Origin of the sequence: Pseudomonas sp. v388 (assembly GCF_003935425.1) — a bacterium.
Taxonomy (GTDB): domain Bacteria; phylum Pseudomonadota; class Gammaproteobacteria; order Pseudomonadales; family Pseudomonadaceae; genus Aquipseudomonas.
Genome location: NZ_RHQN01000010.1, coordinates 246,532 through 273,221, shown reverse-complemented (window position 1 = coordinate 273,221; position 26,690 = coordinate 246,532). Strand labels below are relative to the sequence as shown.

Annotated in this window: 15 protein-coding genes and 3 pseudogenes; 8 read left to right on the top strand and 10 right to left on the bottom strand. The window is 60.6% G+C overall.

What is annotated here, in order from left to right:
- Together EGJ27_RS22490 and EGJ27_RS22485 are read right to left on the bottom strand one after the other, a co-directional pair.
- Positions 1 to 9,329, bottom strand: a pseudogene (locus EGJ27_RS22490) (filamentous hemagglutinin N-terminal domain-containing protein); the annotation flags it as partial.
- A gap of 37 nt (positions 9,330 to 9,366) precedes the next feature.
- Complete coding sequence (locus tag EGJ27_RS22485) at positions 9,367 to 11,049, bottom strand: ShlB/FhaC/HecB family hemolysin secretion/activation protein (protein WP_256672900.1); 1,683 nt, start codon at positions 11,047 to 11,049, stop codon at positions 9,367 to 9,369.
- Between the two features lie 265 nt (positions 11,050 to 11,314).
- Here EGJ27_RS22485 and EGJ27_RS22480 point away from each other — a divergent pair.
- A pseudogene (locus EGJ27_RS22480) lies at positions 11,315 to 11,580 on the top strand (DUF4400 domain-containing protein); the annotation flags it as partial.
- On the opposite strand, the gene EGJ27_RS22475 reads toward EGJ27_RS22480, so the two are convergent.
- The gene (locus EGJ27_RS22475; RefSeq protein ID WP_125832954.1) at positions 11,537 to 12,172 is read right to left on the bottom strand and encodes a LysE family translocator; all 636 of its coding nucleotides are present in this window, start codon (positions 12,170 to 12,172) and stop codon (positions 11,537 to 11,539) included. The pseudogene EGJ27_RS22480 and the gene EGJ27_RS22475 overlap by 44 nt on opposite strands.
- A gap of 1,038 nt (positions 12,173 to 13,210) precedes the next feature.
- Here EGJ27_RS22475 and EGJ27_RS22470 point away from each other — a divergent pair.
- Positions 13,211 to 14,051, top strand: a pseudogene (locus EGJ27_RS22470) (carbon-nitrogen hydrolase family protein).
- A gap of 699 nt (positions 14,052 to 14,750) precedes the next feature.
- Here the strand turns inward: EGJ27_RS22470 and EGJ27_RS22465 are convergent.
- Both EGJ27_RS22465 and EGJ27_RS22460 read right to left on the bottom strand, forming a co-directional pair.
- The gene (locus tag EGJ27_RS22465; protein WP_125832953.1) at positions 14,751 to 16,028 is read right to left on the bottom strand and encodes a Y-family DNA polymerase; all 1,278 of its coding nucleotides are present in this window, start codon (positions 16,026 to 16,028) and stop codon (positions 14,751 to 14,753) included.
- Positions 16,015 to 16,446, bottom strand: coding sequence for a LexA family transcriptional regulator (locus EGJ27_RS22460; protein WP_125832952.1), 432 nt, complete (start codon positions 16,444 to 16,446; stop codon positions 16,015 to 16,017). Before EGJ27_RS22460 ends, EGJ27_RS22465 begins: the two co-directional genes overlap by 14 nt.
- Before the next feature lie 119 nt (positions 16,447 to 16,565).
- On the opposite strand from EGJ27_RS22460, the gene EGJ27_RS22455 reads away from it, so the two are divergent.
- Complete coding sequence (locus EGJ27_RS22455; RefSeq protein WP_125832951.1) at positions 16,566 to 17,258, top strand: SOS response-associated peptidase family protein; 693 nt, start codon at positions 16,566 to 16,568, stop codon at positions 17,256 to 17,258.
- A 48-nt stretch (positions 17,259 to 17,306) separates the two neighbouring features.
- Here the strand turns inward: EGJ27_RS22455 and EGJ27_RS22450 are convergent, their stop codons facing one another.
- Entirely contained in the window at positions 17,307 to 17,642 is a 336-nt protein-coding gene (locus EGJ27_RS22450) for a DUF4440 domain-containing protein (RefSeq protein ID WP_125832950.1), read from the bottom strand.
- A 503-nt stretch (positions 17,643 to 18,145) separates the two neighbouring features.
- On the opposite strand from EGJ27_RS22450, the gene EGJ27_RS22445 reads away from it, so the two are divergent.
- Positions 18,146 to 18,484 carry a membrane integrity-associated transporter subunit PqiC gene (locus EGJ27_RS22445; protein ID WP_158619378.1) on the top strand — a complete coding sequence of 113 codons (339 nt, stop codon included), beginning with the start codon at positions 18,146 to 18,148 and terminating at the stop codon, positions 18,482 to 18,484.
- Positions 18,485 to 18,725: 241 nt separating this feature from the next.
- Here the strand turns inward: EGJ27_RS22445 and EGJ27_RS22440 are convergent, their stop codons facing one another.
- The gene (locus tag EGJ27_RS22440) at positions 18,726 to 19,181 is read right to left on the bottom strand and encodes a hypothetical protein (RefSeq protein WP_125832948.1); all 456 of its coding nucleotides are present in this window, start codon (positions 19,179 to 19,181) and stop codon (positions 18,726 to 18,728) included.
- A gap of 331 nt (positions 19,182 to 19,512) precedes the next feature.
- Here EGJ27_RS22440 and EGJ27_RS22435 point away from each other — a divergent pair, with 331 nt between their 5' ends.
- The 4 genes from EGJ27_RS22435 to EGJ27_RS22420 are packed head-to-tail and all read left to right on the top strand — an operon-like array spanning position 19,513 to position 24,279.
- Positions 19,513 to 20,616, top strand: a complete 1,104-nt coding sequence (locus EGJ27_RS22435) for an AI-2E family transporter (RefSeq protein WP_125832947.1) — start codon at positions 19,513 to 19,515, stop codon at positions 20,614 to 20,616.
- A complete protein-coding gene (locus tag EGJ27_RS22430) occupies positions 20,613 to 22,133 on the top strand; it encodes a TolC family protein (RefSeq protein WP_125832946.1) in 1,521 nt (506 codons plus the stop codon). Before EGJ27_RS22435 ends, EGJ27_RS22430 begins: the two co-directional genes overlap by 4 nt.
- 6 nt (positions 22,134 to 22,139) lie before the next feature.
- On the top strand, positions 22,140 to 23,246 hold the full coding sequence (locus tag EGJ27_RS22425; protein WP_125832945.1) for an HlyD family secretion protein: 1,107 nt from the start codon (positions 22,140 to 22,142) through the stop codon (positions 23,244 to 23,246).
- Entirely contained in the window at positions 23,236 to 24,279 is a 1,044-nt protein-coding gene (locus tag EGJ27_RS22420; protein WP_256672898.1) for a DUF2955 domain-containing protein, read from the top strand. Before EGJ27_RS22425 ends, EGJ27_RS22420 begins: the two co-directional genes overlap by 11 nt.
- Before the next feature lie 20 nt (positions 24,280 to 24,299).
- On the opposite strand, the gene EGJ27_RS22415 is transcribed toward EGJ27_RS22420, so the two are convergent.
- The 3 genes from EGJ27_RS22415 to EGJ27_RS22405 are packed head-to-tail and all read right to left on the bottom strand — an operon-like array spanning position 24,300 to position 26,686.
- Positions 24,300 to 24,662: a DUF5064 family protein gene (locus EGJ27_RS22415; RefSeq protein WP_125832944.1), complete on the bottom strand. Its 363-nt coding sequence runs from the start codon at positions 24,660 to 24,662 to the stop codon at positions 24,300 to 24,302.
- On the bottom strand, positions 24,659 to 25,639 hold the full coding sequence (gene arcC, locus EGJ27_RS22410; RefSeq protein ID WP_125832943.1) for a carbamate kinase: 981 nt from the start codon (positions 25,637 to 25,639) through the stop codon (positions 24,659 to 24,661). The genes EGJ27_RS22415 and arcC overlap by 4 nt, the downstream gene beginning before the upstream one ends.
- A 36-nt stretch (positions 25,640 to 25,675) precedes the next feature.
- The gene (locus EGJ27_RS22405) at positions 25,676 to 26,686 is read right to left on the bottom strand and encodes an ornithine carbamoyltransferase (protein ID WP_125832942.1); all 1,011 of its coding nucleotides are present in this window, start codon (positions 26,684 to 26,686) and stop codon (positions 25,676 to 25,678) included.
- Positions 26,687 to 26,690 lie beyond the last annotated feature (4 nt).

Sequence of the window (26,690 nt, the reverse complement as noted above, 5' to 3'; positions counted from 1 at the left end):
CTGGTGTTACTGGTGGTCTGGCTGCTCAATCTGAACAGGCCGTTCTGCCCTGTTGGCAGACTGAAGCCGGGCAGTGCGAGCGGGTTGACTTGCTGTTGAGCCAAATCCGGAGGCAGTTGCGCATTCAGGTGAACATAGGGAACTACTACATCATGCTCAACGCGGGTCCCCGGTGCATTCTTGGCAATGCCGGAAAACACTGCATTGGCCTGCAGCGTACCGTTCTTGACGGTACCGGTTGCGTTTACGGCCAGCGCCCCACCCGCCTGAACAACCGACGGCGTTCCTCCGGTGCCGGTGAAGACGGTATCGCCGCCCTTATAATCGTAGGTGAAGATTTTCTCAGGCGCGGCGACTTCGGGTCCTATGCCGAAGTTCGGATTGAGCTGCGAGGTGATCTGCTCTGTCCTGGACAGCTTTTTCGACCGGTCCATGTAGCGATGAATGTATTTCGAATTCCTGCGATTGTAAGCAGCCATCGCTCCTCGTTGCTCGTCAACGAGGTCTTCCAGACCATAAACCCGCGCATTGTAGATAAGCGATTTGGTGAAGTTGCCGGACTCCAGGGCTGTGTTATCGAATGTTCCTACATCCAGCTGGACGTTCTTGCCCGCAGAGATAACGGACGCATAGTTAGAGAAGTCACCTGCCCTTGCTGTGAGATTACCTCCCACGGAGACAATGGCTTGATCACCGATAATTTTAGACTCCGATTCCCAGTGCTCTTCAATGTGATAGTCGACCCACTTGCATTCACGGCCTCCTTGACATGCGTAAGTGATGTCGCCGGAAACCAGCTTCTCCTCACCCAACACCGCCTCGGTCCTGTTCAGAAACGTCGCGGCGGCCAGCGTGAAATCACCGTCCACATTGATTGATGATGCGAGGTTGTTGACGGTATTCGCAGATCCGCCCTGCCAGCCGGAAATATCCAGATTGCCGAAACCGTAGATCGAAGCGTTCTGGTTGGTGAGGTCGCCCACCAGCAAGGACATATTCTGGCCGCTGAAGATCAACCCACGCTCGTTACGCAATGCAGGGGTCTTCACGATCAGGTTCTGCCCGGCGCTCAACGTGCCGAAGTTGTCCAGCTGCGAAGCGTTGACGGTCATCGTCGCGTTTGAAGACAAGTTGCCGTTGTTGGTCAGCAGGCCGCTGATAGCGATGTCGCTGTTTCCACCGGCCCTGATTGCGGAAGTTGCACCAAGCTCCAGCTGTGCGGCGGTCAGGCCGACCGCTCCCACTCCACTGATCTGGCCTGCACCATTGTAGCGTCCAGACAGCAACAGGTTCGTGCTGCCATCACTGGCAATCAACCCATCATTGGTCCAGTTCCCACCCGTCCCGGTAAATGCCGTGCCCGCCAGCAACTGCCCGTTGGCGGTCTGATGGAACCTCCCGACATTGACCGTCAAACGCCCTGCCTGAATAACGCTGCTGTTGGTCCAGCTGTCCGCGTTAAGGGTCAAGCCGCCCTGAGTCACGACACTGCCGCCGGCATTGGTGATGTTGCCAGTGGAGATGTCGAACGTGCCGCTGCCGGTGTGCAGCAGGCTGCCGCCGCTGTTGAGGAAGCTCGGGGTGTTGAGGGTCAGGTCGCTGTTGACGACGTCAAGGGCACCGTTGCGGTTATCGAACAAGCTGCCGATCTGAAACTCGGTCTTGCCGCCCGCGCCCAGTGCGCGCAAGCGTCCGTTCTGGTTGTTGATCTGGGTCGCGGTGACGGACAAGGTGCTGTCGCTTTCTACGATGCCGGTCTGGTTGTTCAGCGCCCCGCTCAATCGCAGGTCGATCTGGCCGGCGGCGATCTGTCCGCCGGTGCTGTTGTTGAACTCGCGGGCGATAACGCGCATCAGCCCTTTGCCGTACAGGCCGCCGTTACGGTTGTCGAAGTCACCGTTGCCGGTGTTGATCAGGGCATCGCCAGCACGTGCCGAGATGCGCCCGCCGTTGTTGTCGAAGCCGCCCCAAGCATTGAGGTTCAGGCTGTTGGCCTGGATGACGCCGCCTTGGTTGCTCAGGTTGTAGCCGTTCTTCAGCACGCCGGTGACGTTGGCGGTGAACGCGCCTTGCAGGCTGGACAGCACGCCACCGCGACTGTCGAGGTTGGCGGCGTCAACATCCAGCGCGCCGGTCTGGGCGATGAGGCGGCCGCTCTGGTTGTCGATGTCCCCAGTGACGTCGACGTTGAGGTCGGTCTGGCTTTGCACAGCACCACGAGCGTTGTCGAGGGCGGCTGCCGTCAGTTGCAGGTCGGCGTTCTGGCTGTAGATCAGGCCGTCGGCGTTGTTGAACACTTTGCCGGTGGCGTTGAGCACCAGGCTGTCATTGGCGGCGACCGTGCCGCGATTGCTGTTATCCAGGCTGCCGGTGTTCAGGGTCATCAGGTTCTGGCTGACCAGCTGGCCGCCCTGGTTGCTGATCTGGGTGCTACGGCGCAGCAGCATTGCGCCGCCGCTGGCCAGCTTGCCCTGGGTGTTGACCAGTTGGCCCAGCAGGTCGAGGGTCATGCCGCCCTTGCTGCTCAGGCTGCCGCTGGTGTTGTTGAGCTCGCGGGCTTCGACGTTAACGTCATGCTGCGCTGCGATGTCGCCCGCGACGTTTTGCAGAGTGTCGGCTTTGACTGCCAGCCCGGCACCGCTGTCGATCAGGCCGTTCTGGCTGTTGTTCAGCCGGCCGCTGACGGTCAAGGTCTGGCCGGCACCGCTGGAGAGGATGCCGCCTGTGTTGTCGAGGCTGTTGGCCGTCACCGTCAAGGCTTGCTGGCTGACCAGCGCACCGGCATTGCCGTTGAGCAAGGCGCCACTGAGGTTCACGCCAACGTTGCCGTTGCGGCTGGAGACGGTGCCGGTGTTGCGGTTGTCGAGGCTGGCGCCGGTGACGCTTACGCCTTGCCAGCCGGAGAGCAAGCCGGTCTGATTGATAAGGCTGTCCGCGTGCAGGGTCAGCAGGTTGCTGCTGATGATTTTGCCGCCGCTGTTGTTCAGGGCGCGGCCGCTCAGCAGGAAAGACTGCTCGCTGGAAATCTCGCCGCTCTGGTTGGACAGGTCGCGCAGGCGATTGAGGGTCAACGGTCCCTTGGCGGTGATCAGGCCGGCCTGATTGCTCAGGTCGCCGTTGTTGAGGTCGATGGATACCGCCGCGTCACCGATCAGGCGACCGGCATCCAGCGACAACGCATTCAGGGCCAGGGTCATGTCACCGAGGGCGGACACTTCACCACCGTTGCCTGCGTCCAGGCTGGCAGCGGTGATGTCGAGGGTGTCGGCGCTGTTGATCAGGCCCTGATCGCGGTTGTTCAACTGGCCGGTGACGGTCAGGTCCAGATCGTTGCGGCTGATCAAGGTGCCGCCGCTGTTGTTCAGCGTGCTCGCTTCGACATCGACGCCCGCGCCGGCCAGCATGCCTTTGACGTTGTTCAATGCCTTGGCAATGCGCAGGGTCAGGTCCTGATTGCTGAGCAGTTTGCCGCTGCTGTTATCCAGCGTCTGGGCAGTGAGCGTGAACGCCTCGGCGCTGGAGATTTCGCCGTTCTGGTTGAGCACAGTGCCGAGGTTTTTCAGCAGCAAGGTGCCGGGCGCATTGATCAGGCCGCCCCGGTTGTTCAACTCGCCATAGTTCAGGTCGAGGCTCAGGGCGGTGTTGCTGAACAGTCGTCCGCCCTGCTGATCGAGGGACGTGACGCTGGCGACCAGCTCCTGGGTGCTGCCGATGCTGCCTTGATCACGATTGGTCAGTTTGGCGGTGGTCAGTTCCAGTCGGTCGCCACTGCTCACCCGGCCCTTCTGGCTGTTGTCGAAATCGCCGGTGGTGAGGGTCAGCAGCGCTTTGCCGCTGATGTTGCCGTTCTGGCGGTTGGTCAGTCTGGTGCTGCGCAGAATGAGGCCGCCGTCGGTGACCAACGCGCCACTGTCGTTGTTGATCGCGCCGACCACATCCAGGGTCAGATCGCCTGCGCTGGAGACGCTGCCTGCATTGTTGATCAGGCTGCCTGCATTTACGGTCAACAGCCCTTCGCTGCTGATCAGGCCGTTGCTGTTGTCCAGCACGCCGGACCGGTCGAGGGCCAAGCCTTGCAGCGCGGACACGCTGCCGCCGGTGGTGTCCAAAGACGCGCCGGTCAGCGTCAGACCGGCCTTGGAGGAAAGCAGCACGCCCGCGCGGTTGCTGATTTCGGCCATGTTCAGGGTCAACCCCTGTTGCGCCAGGACTCGACCGTTGTCGCCGTTATTCAACTGCTGGCCGGTCAAGGTAATCGCACCCTGACTGGACAGTTCGCCGCCCCGGTTGTCGATGTCGGCCACGAGGAGGTTGAGGCCCTGAGTCGCGCCGACGAAACCATTCTCGCCGTTGACCAGCTTGTCGCCGGTCAAGGTCAATGCACCCTGCGCCACCAGTTCACCGGCAAGCTGTTCGAAGCTGCCGACCTTCGCAATCAGGTTCTGTTTGCTGGCGATCTGGCCTTTGCTGTTGTTCACCGTCGCGGCGTTCAGCTGCAGATCACCGTCGGCAATCACCGTGCCTTCGACGTTGCTCAGGGCAGTATCGACCGTCAGGTCCAACGCGCCGCGACTGCTGATCAGGCCTTCGCGGTTGTCCAGGCTGGCGCTTGCAGTGCTCAGGGACGCTGCGGAAATCGTGCCTTTGAGGTTGCGCAGCGCGTTGTCCACCACCAGCGTTAGGGTCTGGTTGCTCAGCAATTTGCCGCCGCTGTTGTCGAGGGATTCGGAGCGCAGCTCAAAGGACTGTTCGCTGGAGATTTCGCCGTTCTGGTTGTCCACGCCCTTGAGGTTTTTCAACAGCAACGCGCCGGGTGCGGTGATCAGGCCGCCCTGGTTGTTCAACTCGCCGTGGTTCAGGTCCAGGCTCACGGAGGTGTTGCTGAACAGCTCGCCGCCCTGCTGGTCCAGGCCGGTGACGCTGACGGTCAGGGCCAGGGCGCTGGCAATGCGGCCGGCACTCTGGTTGATGACCTGGCCGGCGGTCAGTTGCAGCGTGTCGCTACTGGTCAGGCGCCCGCCCTGGCTGTTGTCGAATAGCCCTGTTTCAACCTGTGTGGCGTCCTTGCCGGACAGCAGGCCGTTATTGCTGTTATCGAGGCTGCCGCTGACGAGTACCAACCCTGCGTCAGTGGTGATCGAGCCTTGCTGGTTGTTCAGCGCGCCATCGGTGGTGATCAGCAACGCACCGGCACTGGACAGGCTGCCCAAGGTGTTGCTCAGCGTGTCGGCCTTGACGGTCAAGGTGCCTTCGCTGCTCAACAGACCGCTGCCGTTTTGCAGCGCGCCAGACAGGAAGAGGTTAAGGTCTTTCTGACCGGCAACGCTGCCGCCGCTGTTATCCAGGCGGGTGCCGGCGAGTTTTACCGTGTCGCCAAACAACAGCCCCTTGTTCTGGTTGATGACCTGGGCAACGGCCAATTCCAGCGCCGTGCCGGCCAGTGCCTTGCCGCCGTTGCTGTTGTCGAGGGTTTGGCCGATAACCTCCAGCCCTAACTGGCTAGAAATCTCGCCGCCCCGGTTGTCGATGTCGTCCACAGTGAGGATCACGGCCTGAGTCGAACCGATCAGACCGTTGGCGCGGTTATCCAGCGTTTTGCCGGTCAGCGTCAGGTCACCTTGAGCGACGAGCTCACCGCCCTGCTGAGTCAGGCTGTCGACCGTGGCGGTCAACCCGGCCTGGCTGGCGATGCGGCCGTTATCGTTGAGGACGGTGCCTGTTTCGAGGCGCATGACGCCGGTCGAATTGAGCAGACCGTTGCGGTTGCCCAGTTGCTTGCCCACCAGTTCCAGGCCAGCGTTGCTGTAGATCAGACCTTTGTTGGCGCCGGTCAGGCCGACCTGACTGTTGTCGAGGGCATCGACCCGTAGCAGCATGCCGGTTTGCGCGCGGATAGAACCACTCTGGTTGTTGAGGCTCAGACTGGTGATATCGACCCGGCCCTTGGCTTGCAGGGCACCCTGGCTGCGGTTATCCAGCGCGCCGGCCAGCACCAGTTTGGCGTTGCCATCGGTCACCAGCGTACCGGCGCGGTTATCCAGGCTTGCAGCGTTGAGGTCCAGACCCTGGCCTGCACCCAGCGTGCCGGTCTGGTTGTCGATGGCCTGGGTCACGACCAGGTTCAGGAAACGGTCGGCCATGATCTGGCCATCCACATTGCCCAGGCTCATAGCGTTCAGGGTCACAGAGCCCGCACTGGTCAACTCGCCGAGCTGATTGTTCAGTCTGCCGGTGGTGACAGTAAGGTCCGCGTCGCTGCTGATGCTGCCGCTGGTGTTGTTCAGCGCACCGGCTTGCAGATCGATTCCATTGGCGGAAACCAGGCCACGGATATTGGTCAGCAGGTCACCGACCCGAACGATCAAGGCCTTGTCGCTGATCAGCAAGCCATCCGTGTTGTTCAGTGAAGTGGCCGCCAGAGTGAAAGCATTCGCGCTGGAAATCTCGCCGCTCTGGTTGTTCACGGTCGCGAGGTTTTTCAGCATCAACTGGCCGGGCGCGGAGATCAGACCGCCCTGGTTATTCAGCACACCATTGCTCAGGTCGAGGCTGACATCGCCATTGCCGTACAGCCGTCCATCATTGGTCTGATCCAGACCGGTCACCACAGCGGTCAGCGCACCCGCGCTGGCAATGCGCCCCGCGTCGCGGTTATTCACCTGGCCAGCCGTCAAACCCAGCGCGCCGGTACTGGTCAGTTGACCGCCCTGCCCGTTGTTGAACGTGCCAGTCGTGACCGTAACGCCTTTGCCTGCGACTCGACCGTTACCGCTATTGTCCAGCGCAGCACTTGCCACAGTCAGATCGGCATCGCTCAGCAATTCCCCGCGCTGACTGACGACTGCGCCCACGCTGCTGATCGACGCCGTACCACTGCTGGTAACGCTGCCTCCGCTATTGGCGAGAGAACCGGCACGAAGGGTGAGCGTACCGTCGCTGCGCAGTACGCCCTGATCGTTATTCAGCGGGCCGGTCACATCCAGGCCCAGACTGGTTTTGCCGTAAACGCGGCCGCTGCCGTTATTGGTAAGTTGCCCCAGATTCAGTTGCACACCCTGTTGCCCGGAAACGGTGCCCGAGTTCCGGTTGTCGAGAGTGTCCGCCGTCATCACCAGCGTACCGTTGGCCAGCAGGCGACCTTTGTCGCGGTTATCGAACTGGCCGACGGTGGCGGTCAACGCGCCGAGGCTGGAGATCTCCGCGTTGCGGTTGTCCAGTGTTACGGCGCTGAGCGTCAGGCCGCTGGCGGATACCAGGCCGCGTAGATTGTTCAACAGTTGGTCGACGCGAACGATCAAGGCCTTGTCGCTGATCAGCAAGCCATCCGTGTTGTTCAGCGAAGTGGCCGCCAGAGTGAATGCATTCGCGCTGGAAATCTCGCCGCTCTGGTTGTTCACGGCCGCGAGGTTTTTCAGCAGCAACTGGCCGGGCGCGGAGATCAGACCGCCCTGGTTATTCAGCACACCATTGCTCAGGTCGAGGCTGACATCGCCATTACCGTACAGCCGTCCATCATTGGTCTGATCCAGACCAGTCACTAAAGCAGTCAGCGCACCCGCGCTGGCAATGCGCCCCGCGTCGCGGTTATTCACCTGGCCAGCCGTCAATCCCAGCGCGCCGGTACTGGTTAGCTGACCGCCCTGCCCGTTGTTGAATGTGCCGGTCGTGACCGTAACGCCTTTGCCGGTAATGCGGCCTGACTGACTGTTGTCCAGACTCGAGCTGCTGAGCGTCAGCCCGACGTCACTCGCCAGCGTCCCGCCCTGATTATCAACCGCCCCGCTCGCTGTGACCGTCAGGCCGCCGACACTGCTGACGTTGGAGCCGCCGCTATTGATCAGTTACCCTACCTCGAGTTGGGCATCGCGCTGCGCAGAAACTGCACCTTGATTGCGATTGTCCAGAGTTCCGGCACTGATAGTCAGGTCACCGGCGCTCGCAATCACGCCCTTTTCATTCAGCACCTGCTCGGCCTTCAGCTCGACGGTGCCGCTCTGGCTCAAGATCCGGCCGCCCTGACGATTGTCCAGCGTACCGGCGGTAATGCGCGTACCGGCCTGGCCGCTGAGGGTCGCGCTCTGGTTGGTCAGGGTCTGAGTAACGGTGGCTCGCAGGTTACGGCTGGCGGTGACGCTGCCGGTATTGGTCAGCGCATTGGCCGACAGCGCCACGTCACCGGACGTATTGCGGCTGTTGTCGGCATTGACCCCGGCTTCGATGATCGCCGCATTGGTCAGTTGCCCGCCCGCTGACAGGTTCACCCCATCCCGCGCCGCAACGTTCTGCCGGACGGTCAGGTCGCCTGAAGTGGCAATCGTGGTGGATGAACCGGCGTACACCGGGCCGGTCACTTGCGCAGCAACAGCCTTGACGTTGATCGCGCCGCTGGCTGCGGTCTGTGCCACGGTCAGTTTGCCGTTGGCATCGATCTGGATATCGCCGCCACTGGCCGCCAGATTACCGGCCAGTTTTACGCCGACACCCGCTTCGGTGCTCACCAGTTTCACGGCCCCGGCGTACATGCCGCCCAGTGCCGAGCTGTCGATGGCCAGTTCTGGTTTGGCGCTGCCGTCGTCGGCAAGCGCCGTGGCGTTCAGGGTAGTGGCGTCAACGTCGTTGCGCCCGGCGATGATGTTGAGCTTGTTGGCGTGCAGCTCGGCATTGATCTTCGCGCTGCGGGTGATGATGTTGAACTGATCGACGTTGCCGGCGTTGAGCCCCGCGCCGTCGATGGACACGCTGCCGCCCTGCACATTGAAACGGGTCAACTGGCCGTTGCCGTCCAGCACCGGTTTACCGGTGGTCAGGGTCACTCGCGGCGTATTGATGAAGCCGCAGCCGTTGCAGCTGATGCCGTAGGGGTTGGCGACGATGACGCGTGCCGATTGCCCGGCCACTTCCGTGTAGCCGTTGAGCTGGCTGGCGTTGGCGCCGGTCACTTCGTTGAGGATGGTGGCGGCCGCACGCCCATTGAGGTTCTGGTTGCCGACGATGATCCCGCCCAGCTGGGTGTTCTGGGTCTGGCCGGTGGCGTTGTTGAGGATCACGCCACGGCTGTCGACGTTGTACTGCTGGAACTGGTTATGGGACAGGCCGCCGGCGTTGGGCGCGGCGATGTTCACCACCGGCACGCCATTGCCGGCCTGGCTCAGACCGGTGTTGGTGCCACTGACCACGATGCCTTCGGCCTGCACCAGCAGCGGCTGCCAGAACAGTGCGTTGGCCAGGATCAGCGCCAGGCCGCGCTTGGGCATGCCCCAGAAATTCGGACGCTCGCTCAGGGCTGCAGAAGGCTGGCGGCTCAGCAGAGCCAGTTGATGAACGTCCATGTAAGCAACCTCGGCAGCGTATTAACGAGCGGCGTAATTAGAGGAAAAAGTCCAAACGGAAGTAGACCGGCGATTCGCGCTCGATCAGGTTCGGTCGTTCCAAGGAATGGGCAAAGGTCACCGAGGCGGCGACGTGCTGACCTCGGGCAAACAGTTCCAGCGAATGACTGGACAGGCGTCCGTGCTCCTCGCCGTTGTAACGGTCGTTGCGGATCACGCCTTGGTCGTAACCGGCGGCGGCTCCGTACTCGGCGAATACCGGGTGCAGCCAGTTGAGGGTGACCGGCCGAGTCAGGCGCAGTTCGTTGCGCCAGTAACCGCCACTGTCGCCGGACAGAAACTGGTCCTTGTAGCCACGCACCGAGGACGAACCGCCGAGGCTCATGCGCTGCGGGCTGAACAGCACGTCTTCACTGCGCTGCCCGGTGGCCAGGCTGGAGAACGTCAACTGTTCGCCCCACAGCTGGAACGGGTGCAGGTAACTCAGGGTTCCGGTGTACTTGCGATAGCGGGCGTCCGCTTCGCCGGGGCCGGGATGACCGTTGTCCTGAGCGTCCAGCGCGCCGATGCCCTGTTGCATGCCCAGGTCCAGGTTGACGAACGCCGAGCCGACGCGTCGACCGTGGTTGATGCCGAACTGCGCTTCGGTGAGGCGATTGCTGCTCAGCGCCAACCGGCTGTCTTCGATGTAGTTGTTGGTGCGCAGGTAAGCGAGCCCGGCACTGAGCAAGGTCTTGCTCAACGCATCGCGATGCACGACCCGCTCGGCGCGGAACTGATGGTTCTGGCTGTCGCCATTCTGCTTGAAGGAAATGCCTTCGGCCTTGGCGACCGAACGGTATTCGCTTTCGCTGTACGAGTAGCTGAACGTCCACCAGCCCCACGGCAGGCTGTAGGACAGCAGCCCGTTGCGCGAGGTTTGCTGGTGATCGCTGATCGCATCATGCCCGCCGCGCAGGCTCAACTGATCGGCCAGTCCCAATGGGCTGTCCCATTCCAGCCCGGCATTCCATTGCTGCTCGCCGGTGCTGCGCTGGCCGTCGTTATTGCGCGACAAAGTGGCTCGCCATGGCTTTAGCGCGGTGTTCTTGACCAGCACGTCACTGCCGCCCACCTGCTGGCCCGGCGTCAGCTCCATCTGCGCCTTGTTGGACGGCAAGCGATTGAGCTGGTCGACCATCTGCTCGATCTCGCGCAAGTTGACCAGCTGCCCTTCGCGGCCGGGAAAGGTCATCGCCAGTTCCCGCTCCGACAGCCCGCTGTCGGCGTCGCTACGCAAGTGTTCCAGCGCGCCTTCGACGACCAGCACCTGCAAGTCGCCGCCGGACAGATCCTGCTGCGGCAGATAAGCGCGGGTGGTGACCAAACCTTTGTCGATGTAGTGATTAGTGATGACCTTGAGCAATTCGTTGAGCTGCGCCACGCCCAGGCATTGACCCTGATACGGCGCGATCAGCCGCTGACGCTCGGTACCGGACAGCGAATCGGCACCCTTGAGTTCAATGCGCTGGATGGTGAAGCAGCGGCCGTCTTCCGGTAGGGCCGCTGTGACCGGTACGGTTTGTTTGCCGGGCAGGTCCTTGAGATCTTCGAGGCGACGGCGCTGCTCTTCGAGCAGTCGGTCCTGGCGATCACGGATCAGGTCCTGTTCACCGGGGGTGGCAGCCAGTGAATAGGTGGGGGCGAGTACGAGCAGCACCAACAGGGCTGCCCGGGACAGAAATAAATACACGACGCGTCCTTGCGATGCCACGCTGACATCATTAAAAGGCGGCGATATTAGAGTGCCATCGCGTTGACGTCAAACGTTTGTACGGCCGTGTATCGGGTTTGTTACGTCCGTGCTAGAGCGGTTGCGCTAAGGCGGGGCATCTCGCAGAGGGTTGAGGATTCAGCCTGCGGCTGGATGGGTGCACGGTTTAGAAATGACGCTAACCCAGCCGAGGGCTGGTTCATGGTAGCGACGCCCGAAAAGCGCAGCACATGGGGCGGTACGAGTGGATCTGCGTAGGTATGGGGCTGGGCGGGAGTCTGGGTTTATCTATCACCGGGCGAAGATGCTGGTTAAGCCGATGGGGGGTGGCCCTTGGGTGATACATCTGACGTTGCCGGTGAGTGTCAGTCCGGTGTTGATTTTGCTGCCTTGTGCGGCGGTTTGGGCTTTGTCGTGAGCGTGACGGTGGGGAGTTTCACAAAGTATCAAGACTCTATCGTTTCCCGTCGACCACCATGCGCATGGCCAGCCCCATAAGTACCGTGCCCATCAACCAGCGTTGTGCAGTCTGCCAGCGGGGTCTGCTTACAAAGAACACTGCGATGTATCCAGCCATGACAGCAATGAGCGCATTCACGCTCACGCTGACCAGAATCTGCGTGCAGCCAAGGATCAACGATTGGGTCAGCACGCTGCCATGGCCCTCCGGGCTGATGAACTGGGGCAACAACGACAGATACATGACTGCAATCTTTGGATTGAGCAGGTTGGTGAGGAACCCCATCATGAACAGCTTGCGCGGACTGTCCTTCGGCAGTTCTTTGACCTGAAAGGGAGAGCTGCCGCCAGGCCTCACCGCTTGCCAAGCCAGATAGATCAAATAGAGCGCGCCGCCGACTCGCAGTGCATCGTATGCATACGGAACTGCCATAACCAGCGCTGTTATGCCCAATGCAGCGCACAACATATACACGACAAAACCTAGCGCAACGCCGCCCAGAGAGATCAGCCCCGCCATTCTCCCCTGACAGATCGAACGTGAAATCAGGTAAATCATGTTCGGACCGGGGGTCAGCACCATGCCGAGTGAGATCAAGGCATAGGCAAGCAGGCTGGATAGTTCGGGCATGTTTCTAATCCTCGAGGTTTACGAGATTGAAGGCGCGAGTGAAGCGGAACCTTATGCATCGTCTTGGTCACCACCTCCACTTACTAACGAGCGGGTTCAGATCCATAGACGGTCTTTTTCAGGGCCTGGACGATCCAGACCAGAATCGAAAATCCGACAAGAACCAACATCCAATAACCGACGTAGAAGTCGTGAGCTAAATACGCATAAGCAACAAAGTGCAATGGAACCTGTAGCGTTGTCACACACAGCAACCGCCTCCTGAGCCCTTCCCTCCAGAGCACGCACAGGAAAAACCAGGACAGCCAGGGAAAAGGCCGGCTCCCGAAAACACCAGATAGAAGCTAAGCGGCGCTGAATCAGATTGCCGCCATGCCATGCCATTCGCAAATGGAAGGACTAAAAACAGAGCGGTTGGTGGCAGAAGAATCAATCCCTTGAGAACAAAAAACATACCATCCCCGGCCAAAATACTTGGGTAACACCAACGTGCGAGCGCCCTGAAACCAGCAATGAAAGGGCTGCCAGGCTAGCTGCCGTCGTCGAGACGGTTATCAGATGCGCCATCAGTGAAAAGATCTCAGCAGTCGGATCCTATGGCTCGTGTGAGCCGGGGTCAACCACGCTCTCCCGGAGCATTCCTATGCCCCCGAAAATCAAACCACTGACAAGCAAGCTGAAAGGTTGGACCGTGATCACACCGCTGCAGTCCCGATCGGCTGGCTCGGTGATTGGCAAGAATAGGAACGCAGCATGCTCTTCAAACCGACATTGACAGTCGGATTGATCCCCCAGACTATAAGCCAATGATCACCACCGACTGTACATGATGCACACCTTGATGACCGCCTTGGGCGGGCCATAGGGTAATGCGCGCGTAGGTAACAAGTGCATCGACTAAGCCCCGCCAGGAATGGACGGGGCTTTTTCATTCTCCGTTCTAAATGGCTACTCTCAGGAGAGTGAAGATGCTACAGATTCGTCGAGCTGAAGTAACCGTCTGGCCAACACGCCTTCCTGTGGAAAAGTATATGTGCCATGCGCGTTACCCGAGGGAACGCGCTGTGGCATGCGAATCGGGGTCACGTTAAGATTGTGCTCTTTTTGGAGACGCTCATGTCGGCACCAGTTTTTGCGGCAGCCCAATGCGCCATTCGTGCTGGCGATATCAGTGCCAACCTGAAGCTGCACATGGATTTCATGCAGCACGCCCGCGAGCAGGGGGTGGGGCTATTACTCTTTCCCGAGCTATCGCTCACAGGATATGAACCAACCTTGGCTAAAGCTCTGGCGCAGGATATAGATAGCCCACTTCTCTCCCCCTTGCGACACCTTGCGCGGGAAGCCTCCATGACTACGGTAGTGGGTTTGCCGTTGCGCCTACCCAGTAATGACAAACCGCAAATTGCAGCTTTCATACTCCACCAAGACGGCTCGATTAGTGTCTATACCAAGCAGCATTTACACCCTGGTGAAGAGCAATTCTTTAGTGCGGGTAATGGGGGGGGATTTGATGCTTATCGGCGACTTGCCCATAGCCCTATCGGTGTGTGCTGATTTCAGTCACCCGGAACACTCATCACACGCTGCAAAACAAGGTGCGCAGTTGTATGCCGCTAGTGTGCTCATCGGTGAAGCCGGTTATTCACGCGATAGCTCGCTATTGCAAAACTGCTCAAAGCGTCATGGAATGGCCGTGCTCATGGCGAATCATGGCGGCCCGACCGGTGGGTGGGCTGCTGCTGGGCAGAGCGCGTTTTGGAATGAGCAGGGTCGATGCGTTGCGTCCACGGACGGCGCAGGGAACCGGTTGCTGATCGTCTCGAAACAGCTTCATGGGTGGCAAGGTTTCGAAACTTCAGTATCCGTTACTTCCTAAATTCGGTGATGCGTTTGAACACACCTACGCAGCTAAGAGGCCGACCACTTGAACCAAGGCCTCGCGGTTCCTGCTCGGTCTCGGCCCTGCCGGGCGTCCATCCTCCCGCCTACGGCCTTAGGCCTGCGCTCCGCTTGCGTTGCATCGATCACTAATCAATATCCAGCTCATGGCGAGCCGACGCAACCACTCGGATGTTGCGTATCAGCTGAGCAACGTGTCTAGGCTGTTGTGTGCGCGGTTGAATGCTAGTGACGCGTTAAAATGACAGAGCCAACAGGGTTCCGGACGGAGGCGGAATACGACCGCAGCTGTCCGGCCTAAGTAACTTCCTGCTGCTCTACACTTCCGATGAGACTGTCGTGGCACCGAGGCGAATGGTGCAGACGCCTCGGTAGCCTCAGCGGCGAATCAGGGCGCAGCGATGTAAGCGGATAGTGAACTCACCTTGCGTTTTATCTACTGGTTTTAGCTCCAGAGTTAGCCGAAGCCGCATCTTCATCAGTCGCGACAAAATAGCTTAAGATCAGGCGAAAGATGGAATGGAATATCTCGACTAAAGGACACTACATTCATGGAAATCCCCTTTTGAAATCGATCCTAATTGGGCATTCATAGCCCCGTTTCTAAATCAATAAGCACTGCTTTCAACCTGCTTACGTAAACTCTGGGCGGACAACAATTGATATCCCGTGTTCATTACGCCCTAACCACCCACAACTGATCCAACTTCGTCGTATAACTCCGACTCATCAAATCCCGCCGCATCGCCCACTCTGGATCCGCCGGCACACTCCCCGTCCTTAACGTCCCCCTCCCCCAGCGCAAATTGATCTCGTCCAGCACCCCCATCACCTTCTCCGCCGCCACAGGCTGCGAGGCCGCAAACAGGTCATCGGTAAACTCACCAGGCTGCCGCAGATCCATCAGCAGCACCTCGGCCTTGCTGTACTTGAACCCCGGGCGAAACAGACGATTCACCGCTTCGGCCGCCGCCTTGGCCAGCAGGCGAACATCATTGGTGGGATACGGCAGTTCGACCAGCGCGCCGTTGGCGTACTTGGCCTCTTCCGGGTTGAACATGCCGGTGCGGATGCTCACGCGCATCTTTTTGCACAGCGAGTTCTGCGCGCGGAGTTTTTCGGCGGCGCGCTGGGTGTAGGTAGCCACCGCTTCCTTGATCGGCTCAATGGTGGTCAGGCGCTTGCCGAACATGCGGCTGCAGCAGATCTCCTGCTTCGGCGGGTCGGCTTCGCTCAGTTCCAGGCATGGCGTGCCTGACAGTTCGCGGGCGGTCTTTTCGATGACCACGCTGAACCGATCACGCAGGGTGCGCGGGTCCGCTTTCGCCAGGTCCATGGCCGTGTGAATGTTCATCGTCTCCAGGTGCGCTTTCATGCGCTTGCCCACGCCCCAGACTTCGGACACAGCGGTGTTGCGCAGTACCCAATCGCGCTTGAACGGGTCAGTGATGTCGACCACGCCGCCGGTGACGTCCTGCAGGCGTTTGGCCGTATGGTTCGCGAGCTTGGCCAACGTCTTGGTCTGGGCGATGCCGACCCCGACGGGAATGCCGGTACCACGATAGACCTTGCTCCGAATGTCTCGCCCGAACGCAGTCAGGTTGCCGGGTATGCCCGTCAGGTCAGCGAAGGCCTCGTCGATGCTGTACACCTCCACCGCCGGCACCATCGATTCGATGATCGACATCACTCGCTCGCTGATGTCGCCATACAGCGCGTAGTTACTGCTGAACGCCATGATGCCGTGCTGCTGCAGCAGGTCCTTGATCTGAAAATACGGCGCGCCCATTTTCACGAAAGGCTTGGCGTCGTAGCTGCGGGCGATGACGCAACCGTCGTTGTTGCTGAGCACGACGATGGGCGTTTTCGCCAGGTCCGGCCGGAACACTCGCTCGCAACTGGCGTAGAAGCTGTTGCAGTCGATCAGGGCAAATACCGGCCTAGGCATGGTCATGATCGCGCACGCTGTACTTCACCACACCCCAGATGACCAGTTCGTCACCCTCCAGAATGTGTCGCGGCGGATATTTGCTGTTTTCGGATTTGAGGATCACTACGCCGTCGCGCATATGCAGACGCTTGCACACCGGCTCGCAGTTGAGCGAGGCAATGACGATATCGCCATGCTCGGCATACACGCTGCGGTCCACGACCACCATGTCACCACTGAAGATCCCCGCCCCTTGCATGCTGTCGCCCTCGACCTTCACCAGATACACATGCGGTGCTTGCACCTGAAAGAGTTCGTCCAGCGAGATGTGCTTTTCGATGTGATCCGCCGCGGGCGATGGAAAGCCTGCCGCAACCAGGGAAGAGAACAATGGGAGCTTGACGCCCCCTGCCGACAAAGGGCCAAGGATGTTGACACTCATAATGCGAGCCTGTTTTGGGTGGATGGGTTATCTGTATGTATATACAGTAAACTCTGTGGCCCGCAGGTGGTCAACGTGAGATGTAGGAAATTTCGACGAGTGACACTACGGGTGACATCATGTGCGGACGCTATTCACTCTACGAACCGATGGACCATTACCTCAAAACGCTCGCGCCAGAGCAGTTGATCATCAACGGCTATGACGAGTGGCCCATCGAGCGCTACAACATCGCTCCCACCACCCGTGTCGAAATCATCCGCCCGGCGGGTGAAGGACTGAGCGTCGACAAGGTGCGCTGGGGATGGGCACCGTTCTGGGCCAAGGGCAAACGCCCGGACCCGATCAATGCGCGGGCTGAAACGGTCATGACCGGCAAGTTCTTCAAAGAGCTGTGGCCCAACGGTCGAGCGCTGGCACCGGCCAATGGCTGGTTCGAGTGGGTGAAAGATCCCGACGCCCCAAAGAAGAAACAGCCCTACTTCATCCGACTCAAGAGCCAGGAACCGATGTTCTTCGCCGCCCTCGCGCAAGTGCATCCGGGACTCGAGCCGCACGAGGGCGATGGGTTTGTGATCATCACGGCGGCCAGTGATTCAGGGATGGTGGACATCCATGATCGGCGGCCGGTGGTGCTGTCGCCGGAAGCGGCGCGGGAGTGGGTTGAGCCGGGGTTGTCGGCCGGTCGCGCCGAGGTGATTGCACGGGAGGCTTGCCGGCCGGTGGAGGATTTTGAGTGGTATCGGGTGGGTAAGGCGGTGGGGAATGTGGCGAATCAGGGTGCCGCGCTTATCGAGCCACTAGATGACTGACTGCGAGGACATTTCATCGAACCGGGGCTGAGCCTCCGCCTGACGGCCTCACTCCAGCCTCGTACCCTGGTGAAAAGTCATCTGCCAGTTGCCTCCGTCCAGACGCCAGATCGAGCTGCGCAGTGAGGTCGTTGTGCTATGGCAAACGTACGTCAGCAGGACGACACATTCAGCCAGCGTTCGTACCTGAACGTTACTGATGGACCGTGCCACGAAGACCTCGGACTTCAATCCCGCGATCACCTCGCTTTTGTTCCAGACCTGGCCGCTGGCGCCGAACTCTACGAAATCGTCTGCGAGCAATGCTGCTACTGATTCATTGGAGCGGACTTCCCGTCGGAGCAGGCGCTCTTCGAGCTCCTGAATGTTTTCTTTAAGCGTCATTAGGTTTTGGCCATCCAAGTGTACGAACTGAGGTTTGGTCTCGGACGCTTGCAGACTGCTCGAATGGTGCCGCAGTCAGTAGCGGCTGCAATCGGCCAAAAGCGGACATTTGCACCCTAGAGGCGGCAATGGAAACTATCGCGCCCGCTTAAAAAATATGCGGCCACCATCGCCCTTAATGCTGGAGTTCGGAAGGTGTGTTCGCCGGCCCCTTACAAGTCAGGATATGGTTTTTCTTGATGCGAATTCTGGGGAGTACGAACACTCCATCCTTATAAGCTTACTGAGTGCGGACGTCCGGTGAAGACAGTGTTCCAAATGATGCTTTGTAAGCGCCGGGGCATCTCATCTCGCGCAACTAGATTGCCTGCCATCGATGCGGCAGCAGCTCTTCGATCTCACCGCTGACTCTGCGCTTGAAGGACTAACTCCTTATGCGCGCGCACTGCAAGGCAACGCTGATGTTGTTTTCTCTGCTTTTCGCGGCATGCCGGAGTGAGTCTGTGCGTTACTACAGCCTGCCGCCTGCGTCTTCGGGAATGCCCGCCGCGGGTCAGCAAGCGCTCGCCGTCCAGCTTGAACGTGTGACGGTGCCGCGCCAGGTCGAGCGGACGCAGATCGTCGTTCGACAGACCGGCAACGAACTGGTGATTCTGGATACGCAATGGTGGGCGGACAATCTCGCGGAGGAAATCGGTAGCGCCCTCGACAGCCATTTGAACGCGAAAGCGGCCCAGGGCCGGAAGACCCTGCTACGCGTTGATGTCCAGCGATTCGAGTTGGTCCCCGGCCCAAAACGCAGTACTGGATACGATCGGGCGTATCCGCCCTGCTTTGCCTGAAAGTGAAAATATGGCCGAGCTTACATGCCAGGCGGTCTTTCAGACGCGGTTCGGAGCTGCCGTGGAAGACCTCGTCTCGGCCTAGATCCAGAATATGCAAAAGTTGGCAGCCAGCATCAGCGCATTCATTCGAAGTCCAGTAAAGAGTTGCCCGTGACGGCGCATGACAATGCCGCGCCGACAACTTACAGGCAACTGGAGGTCGCGTCACAACCACACTCGATCAACCTCGACCCCAGATTCAGGGTGTTACCTGATAACCGCGTTGTTGCATACAGGTGCTATATACCGAAGCACTGTCGGTCGAGTTGCGCCGATCTTCCCTGCGGTCCTGGCGCTGACGGGAGCCTCCCACCACAACACCGGCGACCGCGGCGTCTTTCGCCTGGTTCTGGCGGTGTTCCTGTTTGACATCCGAATCCAGCTGATCATAGATTTCTGAATCGCGATTGCCGCGTACTTCCGCCACCGTAGCGCCCGCGACGGCGCCCTTGGCCGCGCCCCGGACGCGTCCACCGGACTGGGAACTGCCGGTGGTGGAGCTGCCAGACATGCCCGCCTGGCTTTGGCAGGCGCTCATGTCCTGCTGCATGGTTTGCTGGGACTGACCGTTCATTGGCGTAACGCTCTGCGCCGTTGCAAACAGCCCAAAACCGGATGCAGACAGCGCGATAAGCGGAATAACGAACCTTTTCATATCGACCCCACTACTTGGAACGCTTGAATATAACGCTCGTGGAAAGTCTTAAATAAGAGCGCCACACAAGTTTAGCAGTCGTTTACGGGTATGCCGTGGCGCAATCGCTGTCTCGGCGCCCAGCGGTCACGTTCATCAAGTTCGCAAGAATTCGGATGTGATCCCTTGCAGATCATCGGCTGAAACTGGCACTTCCGGATCAGTCATCCATAATTCGCGAGCGATAGCCCGTCATGGCCACGTACTTCCCTGCTTACTGTTGAACTCAGGTTCGCGGAGAGATATCCGGCGCTGGCAAGAGCACTTCCAGCCTGACAGAGGAGAAGAACTTATGCTACCGCAGTCGAGCCTGAGTAGCAGGGTCTCTCAGGATCTGCTCGATGTCTTCATCCGGGCCGGCCTGATCGCGGCGCTGGTCACGGTGTGCTACCAAGTGTTCCGGCCGTTCCTTGAATTGATGGTCTGGGCGATCATTCTGGCCGTCACGCTTTACCCCATGCAGCGCTGGATGCTCAGCCGGGCCCGGATCCGGGCGGGGCTGGCCGCCACCCTGGTTGTCGCGCTCACGCTTATCCTGTTGCTGCTTCCCACCTGGCTGCTGGCCGTTTCCCTGACCGAGTCGGTGGAAGCGCTGTTCACCCAGATCAGGAGCGGCTCGTGGCATCCTCCAGCCCCGCCCGACGCCGTCGCGGGCTGGCCATTGATAGGCCCTCGTCTTCACGCACTATGGTTGTCAGCGTCGACCGATCTCACCGGCACTTTCCACCGGCTGCTTCCCCATCTCAAAGGCTCGGGACGCGCAATGCTGGAGACGGCCGCCAACCTGGGCGCGGCGCTGCTGCTATTCATTGGCGCACTGATCATCGCCGGCATCTGCATGGCATTCGCCGATCAGGGCCTCGACGCCTCCCAGCGCATCGCCGCGCGGATTTCGAGACCCGAGCGCGGACCCCGGATCGTGACGCTGTGCGTGTCGACCATACGCGCGGTCGCGCTGGGCGTTATCGGTATCGCCTTTATCCAGATGGTGTTGCTGGGAGTAGGCTTCGTCATCATGGGGGTGCCCGGGGCCGGTATCCTTGCGGTCGCCGTGCTGCTGCTGGGGATCGTGCAGTTCCCAGCAACCCTGATCACCCTGCCGGTGATCATCTACGTCATCAGTACAGAAGGACTGGTGCTGCCCACGATCGTATTTGCCGTCTATTCGCTGATCGCGGGCCTTGCGGACAACGTTCTCAAACCTCTGCTGCTGGGTCGTGGAGTCGACGTGCCCATGCCGGTGGTGCTCATCGGCGCCTTGGGGGGCATGGTGGTGAAAGGCATCATCGGTCTGTTTCTGGGACCGGTCATCCTGGCAGTGGGTTATCGAATCTTCTGGCTGTGGGTGGACGAACGAGCGAAGAAGCTTCCGGCCGGTTCCGGGCTCGAAGAATGAACACATGCCGCTCCCCGCACCGGGGCTGCGCGACATGCCCGCTGTTGCTCGTCTTTCTGGTCAGCGGATGCACTCAGGTGGGTCCGGATCATCAGACGCCTCCCAGCCCATGGCTGGAGGGCTGGAGTAATGCGGTACTGGAGAACGGGACCGTCAGGACAAACTTGGCAGATTCAATGCAGTGGTGGCGCGTCTTCGCGGACCCTACGCTTGACGCCTTGCTCGATGAAGCAAACTTGAACAACAGCGACCTGCGGATCGCCGGTCTGCGGGTGGTCGAGGCCCGCACGCAGCTTTCACTGGCCCACTCCGGTCGCTATCCGCAACGCCAGCAGTTGCGCAACGACACGCTGTACCTCAAACGCGATCAGTCGGGTCCGGGCGCGCGCGACTCGGTCTTCTGGCAGTCGACACCGGGCTTCGATATCGCATGGGAGATCGATTTCTGGGGGCGGTTCAGCCGGGCCATCGAATCAGCCGACGCGAACTACTTCGCCTCTCAGGCCAACTATTTCGATGCCCAGGTCCTCCTGCATGCACAGATGGCCGATACCTACTTCGCCCTGCGCACGGCCCAGGCCCGTCTGGCGGTCGCGGTGGAGAACACATCCCGCCAGGGGCGCAGCCTGGAGATTACCGAGCGGTTGTTCCGTCACGGCGAAAGCGACGAGCTGGATTGGCAACAGGCCCGCACTCAATACTTGGCGACCCAGGCAACCATTCCGGAATTCGAGAACCAGATCAATGCGCTCATCAACACGATTTGCGTGCTGATCGGGCGCCCTCCCGGGCCGGTCCCGGAACTTGCGGCCCATCAGGGACAGCTCAAGCTCCCCGACCGGGCCATCCTGGAGGATGTACCGGCCCGGCTGCTTTTGCGCCGGCCCGACATACGCGCGGCGGAACAACTCGTCGCGGCGCAATCGGCACTGGTCGGCGTCGCACAAGCCGACCTTTACCCTTCCATAGGCCTGAGCGGCACGATCGGCTGGACCCTGTTTTCGGCAGGCAACTTGCCCGACAGTTTCGACATCGCCGCAGGGCCGAGTCTGGCCTGGGACCTCTTCGACTATCAGCGGGGTGCGGATCAGGTGCGCATAGAGGATGCCCGATTGCAACAATTGATCGAGTCCTATCGGCAACAGGTTAGGCAGGCGGCGCGCGAGGCCGACGATGCGGCCAGCGGCCTGGTCCGCGCGTTGGCCAGCGCGGGCCTGCGTGCCTCCGCCGCAGAGGCGGCGGAGCGCTCCCTGGCGTTGGCAAACGCTCACTACAGAGAGGGTTTTGCCGACTTCCAGCGGGTACTCGACTCCCAACAGCTTTTGCTGCAACAGCAGGATGGTTACCTGGTGAGCCGGGGCAATGCGGTCAGCAGTCTGGTGGCGCTCTACAAGGCGCTTGGGGGCGGCTGGGACGAGACCCGCCCGGTCGTCGACCCCGATACCCAAAGGCAAATGGAACAACGTACTGATTGGGGCGGGCGACTGGACGACTCGCGAACGGGGATCACGAGGTAGGCAGACATGAATGAGACCGCTCCATCGGCTGAGCCCGCGAATACCACTCGCGCCGACCACAGTGTTCGATGGGTGCTAATCGCCATTGTCGCCAGCCTGGTCTGGTATCTGTTTGCCGATCGTTTTACCCCCTATACCCAGCAAGCACGCCTGGAAGCCTACGTCATTCCTGTCGCTGCCGAGGTCGTGGGCCAGGTGACCCGGGTGGCGGTCAGCAACAACCGGGGGGTACGCAAAGGCGAAGTGTTGTTCGAGCTGGACCAAGAGCAATACCGCATCAATCTGGCTCGCGCGCAGGCGGATCTGGAAACCGTACGGCGGCAAGTCGGCGCCAGCACCGCCGGCATCGATGCGGCGACCGCGAGCCTGGCCGCAGCGCAAGCCAGCGAGCGCAGAGCCCGTCAGGACAGCGATCGCTTGCAGCGTCTGTACAGCGAGGATCCGGGCACGGTTTCCATACGTCGTCTGGAGAGCGCCCGCGCCAGCCGTGATCAGGCCATCAGCCAGGTCATCGCCGCCCGTGCCGAAGTCGAACGGGCCCGCGAGCAGCAAGGTGGCCAGGAATCCGAGAACGCCCAACTGCGCAGTGCGGCAGCCGCCGTCGACAAGGCCCAACTGGACCTGCAGCGTACGGTCGTGCGCGCCGACTCGGACGGCCTGATAACCGATCTGCGCACTGACGTCGGGCATTACGTCGCGGCCGGCAGCCCGGTGATGACCCTCATCGCGATCCACGATGTCTGGATCAGCGCGGAAATGACCGAGAATAACCTGGGCCACGTCAAGCCGGGCACGCCGGTCCTGATCATTCTCGACGCAAGACCCGGCGAGCTGTTCGAAGGCCGGGTGCGCAGCGTCAGTCACGGCATCAGCGCTGGCCGCCCCACTGCGGCCGGCAACCTTCCGACCGCGCAGAACAGCCGCGAGTGGTTACGTTCGGCGCAACGTTTTCCCGTGGTCGTGGAGTTCGATCGAAGCGCTCTGGGCGGCAGTCTCGACCTGCGGGTGGGCGGCCAGGCCGAGGTCATGGCATTCCCCGGCGAGGGTAATCTTCTGAACCCGCTCGGGCGCCTGTTCATGTGGCTCATGAGCTGGCTGTCCTATGCCTATTGAGCCTATGCCTTGCAGGCCGGTTCAGCCTAGCCGTCGACGTGCGCTGCGTCTGGCCACCGGCACGGCGCTCTGTCTGGCGCTCAGCTACGGTCTGGCGCTGCCAATCCCCATACTCGGCCCGCTGTTCACGATGTTGATACTTGCCGCGCGTCCCCAGGCCCTGCCTTTGCGCATGGCGCCAGCGCTGGCGTTGACGGTGATGTTGAGCGCTGGCAGCGGCCTGCTGTTGATTCCGATGCTGCGCCACGCACCGCTCAGCGGCGTGCTGCTTGTGGGGCTCGGCCTGTTCCTGTGTTTCCGGTTCATCCTCAATGGCGGCAACGGCTTGCTTGCAACCTTCATGGTGATCGGATTGACCATGGTCTCGGCTGCGGGGGTCAGCCACTTTACCCTGGCCCTGTCAGTAGTGAGCGCCCTGGCCAAAGGAATGCTACTGGCCGCACTCACCGTGACGCTGTCCCACTGGCTACTCCCCGAGCCCTTACAGGCGCCAGCGTTCCCCTCCCCTCCATTGCCCGACCCGCAAGCGCGGTCCCGGATCTCGCTACGCGCCACCTTGATCGTGATGCCGGCCTTCCTGCTGGCCTTGGTCTCCCCGGACACGTTCATGCCACTGATACTGAAATCGGTCAGTCTCGGCCAACAGAGTTGCGCCACCAACGCCCGTCGAGCAGGCCGCGAGCTGATCGGCTCAACCGTGCTGGCGGGCATCCTGGCAGTGCTCTTCTGGGGAGCGCTGAGCCTGTTCGTTCACCTGTGGATGTTCTTCCTGTGGACTTTCCTGTTTTCGTTATTGCAGGGCCGCAGGCTCTACTGGGTGGTGGCGACCCGGCAGTCGCCCGGCTTCTGGGTAAGCTGCCTTTCAACGCTGCTGATACTGCTCGGGCAGTCCGTCGAGGACAGCGTGACGGGTCGGGATGTCTATCAGGTGTTCGCGGTGCGCATGACGTTGTTCCTGCTGGTAGCCTTGTATGGTTGCGCAATGATTTACGCGATGGATAACCCGGCAAGGCGCCACGCGAGGACTGGCTGACGCAAACGACCCGTCGCGCTCTATTCGAAGCGCTCGATATTGACCGCATCGCCTGATTTCAAGCCCATTTTCGTCCTGACATCCTCGAACATCGCGTCATAGTGTTTATGTGCCGAGCCAATGCTGCTCAGGTGCTTGGGCACACCATATTTTTCCGCGATGCTGGTGACAGCGCTGGCGAAGTTATAGACCTGATCCTGCGGTAGAAAGAATGACTCGTCGAGCGAGTTCCCCTGGATGCTGCCATGCATCGTGAACAGCATCCCCTTCCCTTGCCTGGAATCATGGCTGACCTCGTAATCGAGCCAGACGTCGTAAAAAGCGTCCTGCTTGCCTACGGCATGGCGCTCCAGATGCAGGTGACCCGGCTTGAATGCGGTCATGGTTGACTCCCCTGATGCATGTCAGGCGCATCCGTCTCGGCAGCGCCCGGATAATAGGTGATGCCCCGGGATGCCATGCTGACTCGGGTGCCCGCTTGGCCGGCCACGATCTGCTCGATGTCTGACAGCGAGCCGATCACCGCGACGTTTCCGGTATGACGCGCGAATTCGCAGGCTGCCTGCACTTTGGGGCCCATCGAACCCGCCGCGAATCCCAGCTTTTCGATGTCATCCGGGTGCGTCTGGGCAATGGCCCGCTCGCCGGGCTTACCGAAATCGACGTAGGCGGCATGGACATCGGTCGCGATCAGCAATAGATCGCTTTCAAGCTGTTGCGCCAGCAGCGAAGAGCACAGGTCCTTGTCGATCACCGCCTCGACTCCGTGAAGCTTGCGGGCATCGTCATACATCGTGGGAATCCCGCCGCCGCCCGCGCAGATCACAATACAGTCGTGCTCCAGCAACCACTTGATCGGACGCATTTCAAAAATGCGCCTGGGTCTGGGGCTTGCGACAACGCGGCGATAATTGGCGCCGTCCGGGGCAATGCTCCAGCCTTCCAGTGCCGCCAGGCGCTCCGCTTCGGCCTGGGTATAGACCGGACCGATGGGCTTGGTGGGGTTGAGGAATGCAGGATCGTCGGGGTCGATTTCGACCTGGGTCAACAAGGTCGCGAGCGGCACTTCGAACGCCAGCAGGTTGCCCAGCTCCTGCTCGATGATGTACCCGATCATCCCTTCGGTTTCAGCGCCCAGCACGTCCAGCGGATAGGGAGAAACGGAGGTATAGGCGGCAGCCTGAAGGGACAGCAGACCCACTTGCGGGCCGTTGCCATGGGCGACGACCAGCTGATTTCCAGGGTGAATCCGGGCGATCTGCTCGGCCGCCAACCGGATATTGGCCCGCTGATTTTCGGCACTCAGTGGCTCACCGCGTCGTAGCAGCGCGTTACCGCCCAGAGCAATGACAATACGCATGGCGCAGTCCTTCTAGCCAGAAACATGAAGCCCCGGTCAAAGATCCGCCAGGGTCGAGACGAGGATCGCCTTGATGGTATGCATGCGGTTCTCTGCCTGTTCGAAGGCGATGCACGCGGGCGACTCGAAAACGTCGTCTGTCACCTCGATGCCGTTCGCCAGCTGCGGATACTGCTCGGCAATCTGTCGCCCGACCTTGGTCTCGCTGTTATGGAAGGCCGGCAGGCAGTGCATGAACATCGTCCGAGGATTTCCGGTGGCGTCCATCAGGCGCTTGTTCACCTGGTAAGGCAGAAGCTGCTGGATGCGTTCGCCCCAGGCTTCGACCGGTTCGCCCATCGAGACCCAGACGTCGGTATGAATGAAGTCCACGCCCTTGACCGCCGCGCCGGTGTCCTCGGTCAAGGTGACGCGGGCGCCGCTCTGCACAGCGTATTCCTGACAGCGTCTCACCAGGTCGTCGGCGGGCCAGAGCGCCTTGGGTGCGCAAATACGCACGTCCATCCCCAGTTTCGCGCCGATCAGCAAGAGTGAATTGCCCATGTTGTTGCGAGCGTCGCCAAGGTAGGCGTAGCTGATTTCGTGAAGCGGTTTGTCAGCGTGCTCACGCATGGTCAGCACGTCGGCGATCATCTGGGTCGGATGGTATTCATCGGTCAGACCGTTGAAGACCGGGACGCCGGCGAATTCGGCGAGCTCCTCCACGATCTCCTGCTTGAAGCCCCGGTACTCGATGGCATCGTACATACGCCCAAGCACCCGAGCCGTGTCCTTCATGCTTTCCTTGTGTCCGATCTGGGATGATGACGGATCGATGTAGGTGACATGAGCTCCCTGGTCATAGGCGGCGACCTCGAATGCGCAGCGGGTGCGGGTCGAGGTCTTTTCGAAGATCAAGGCGATGTTGTTGCCTTTGAGATGCTGTTGTTCGGTCCCGGTGTACTTGGCACGTTTGAGGTCCCGGGAAAGGTCCAACAGATAGCGCAGTTCCCGCGCGCTGTGGTGCTCCAGACTCAACAGATTGCGATTGCGGATATTGAAGGCCATTTGC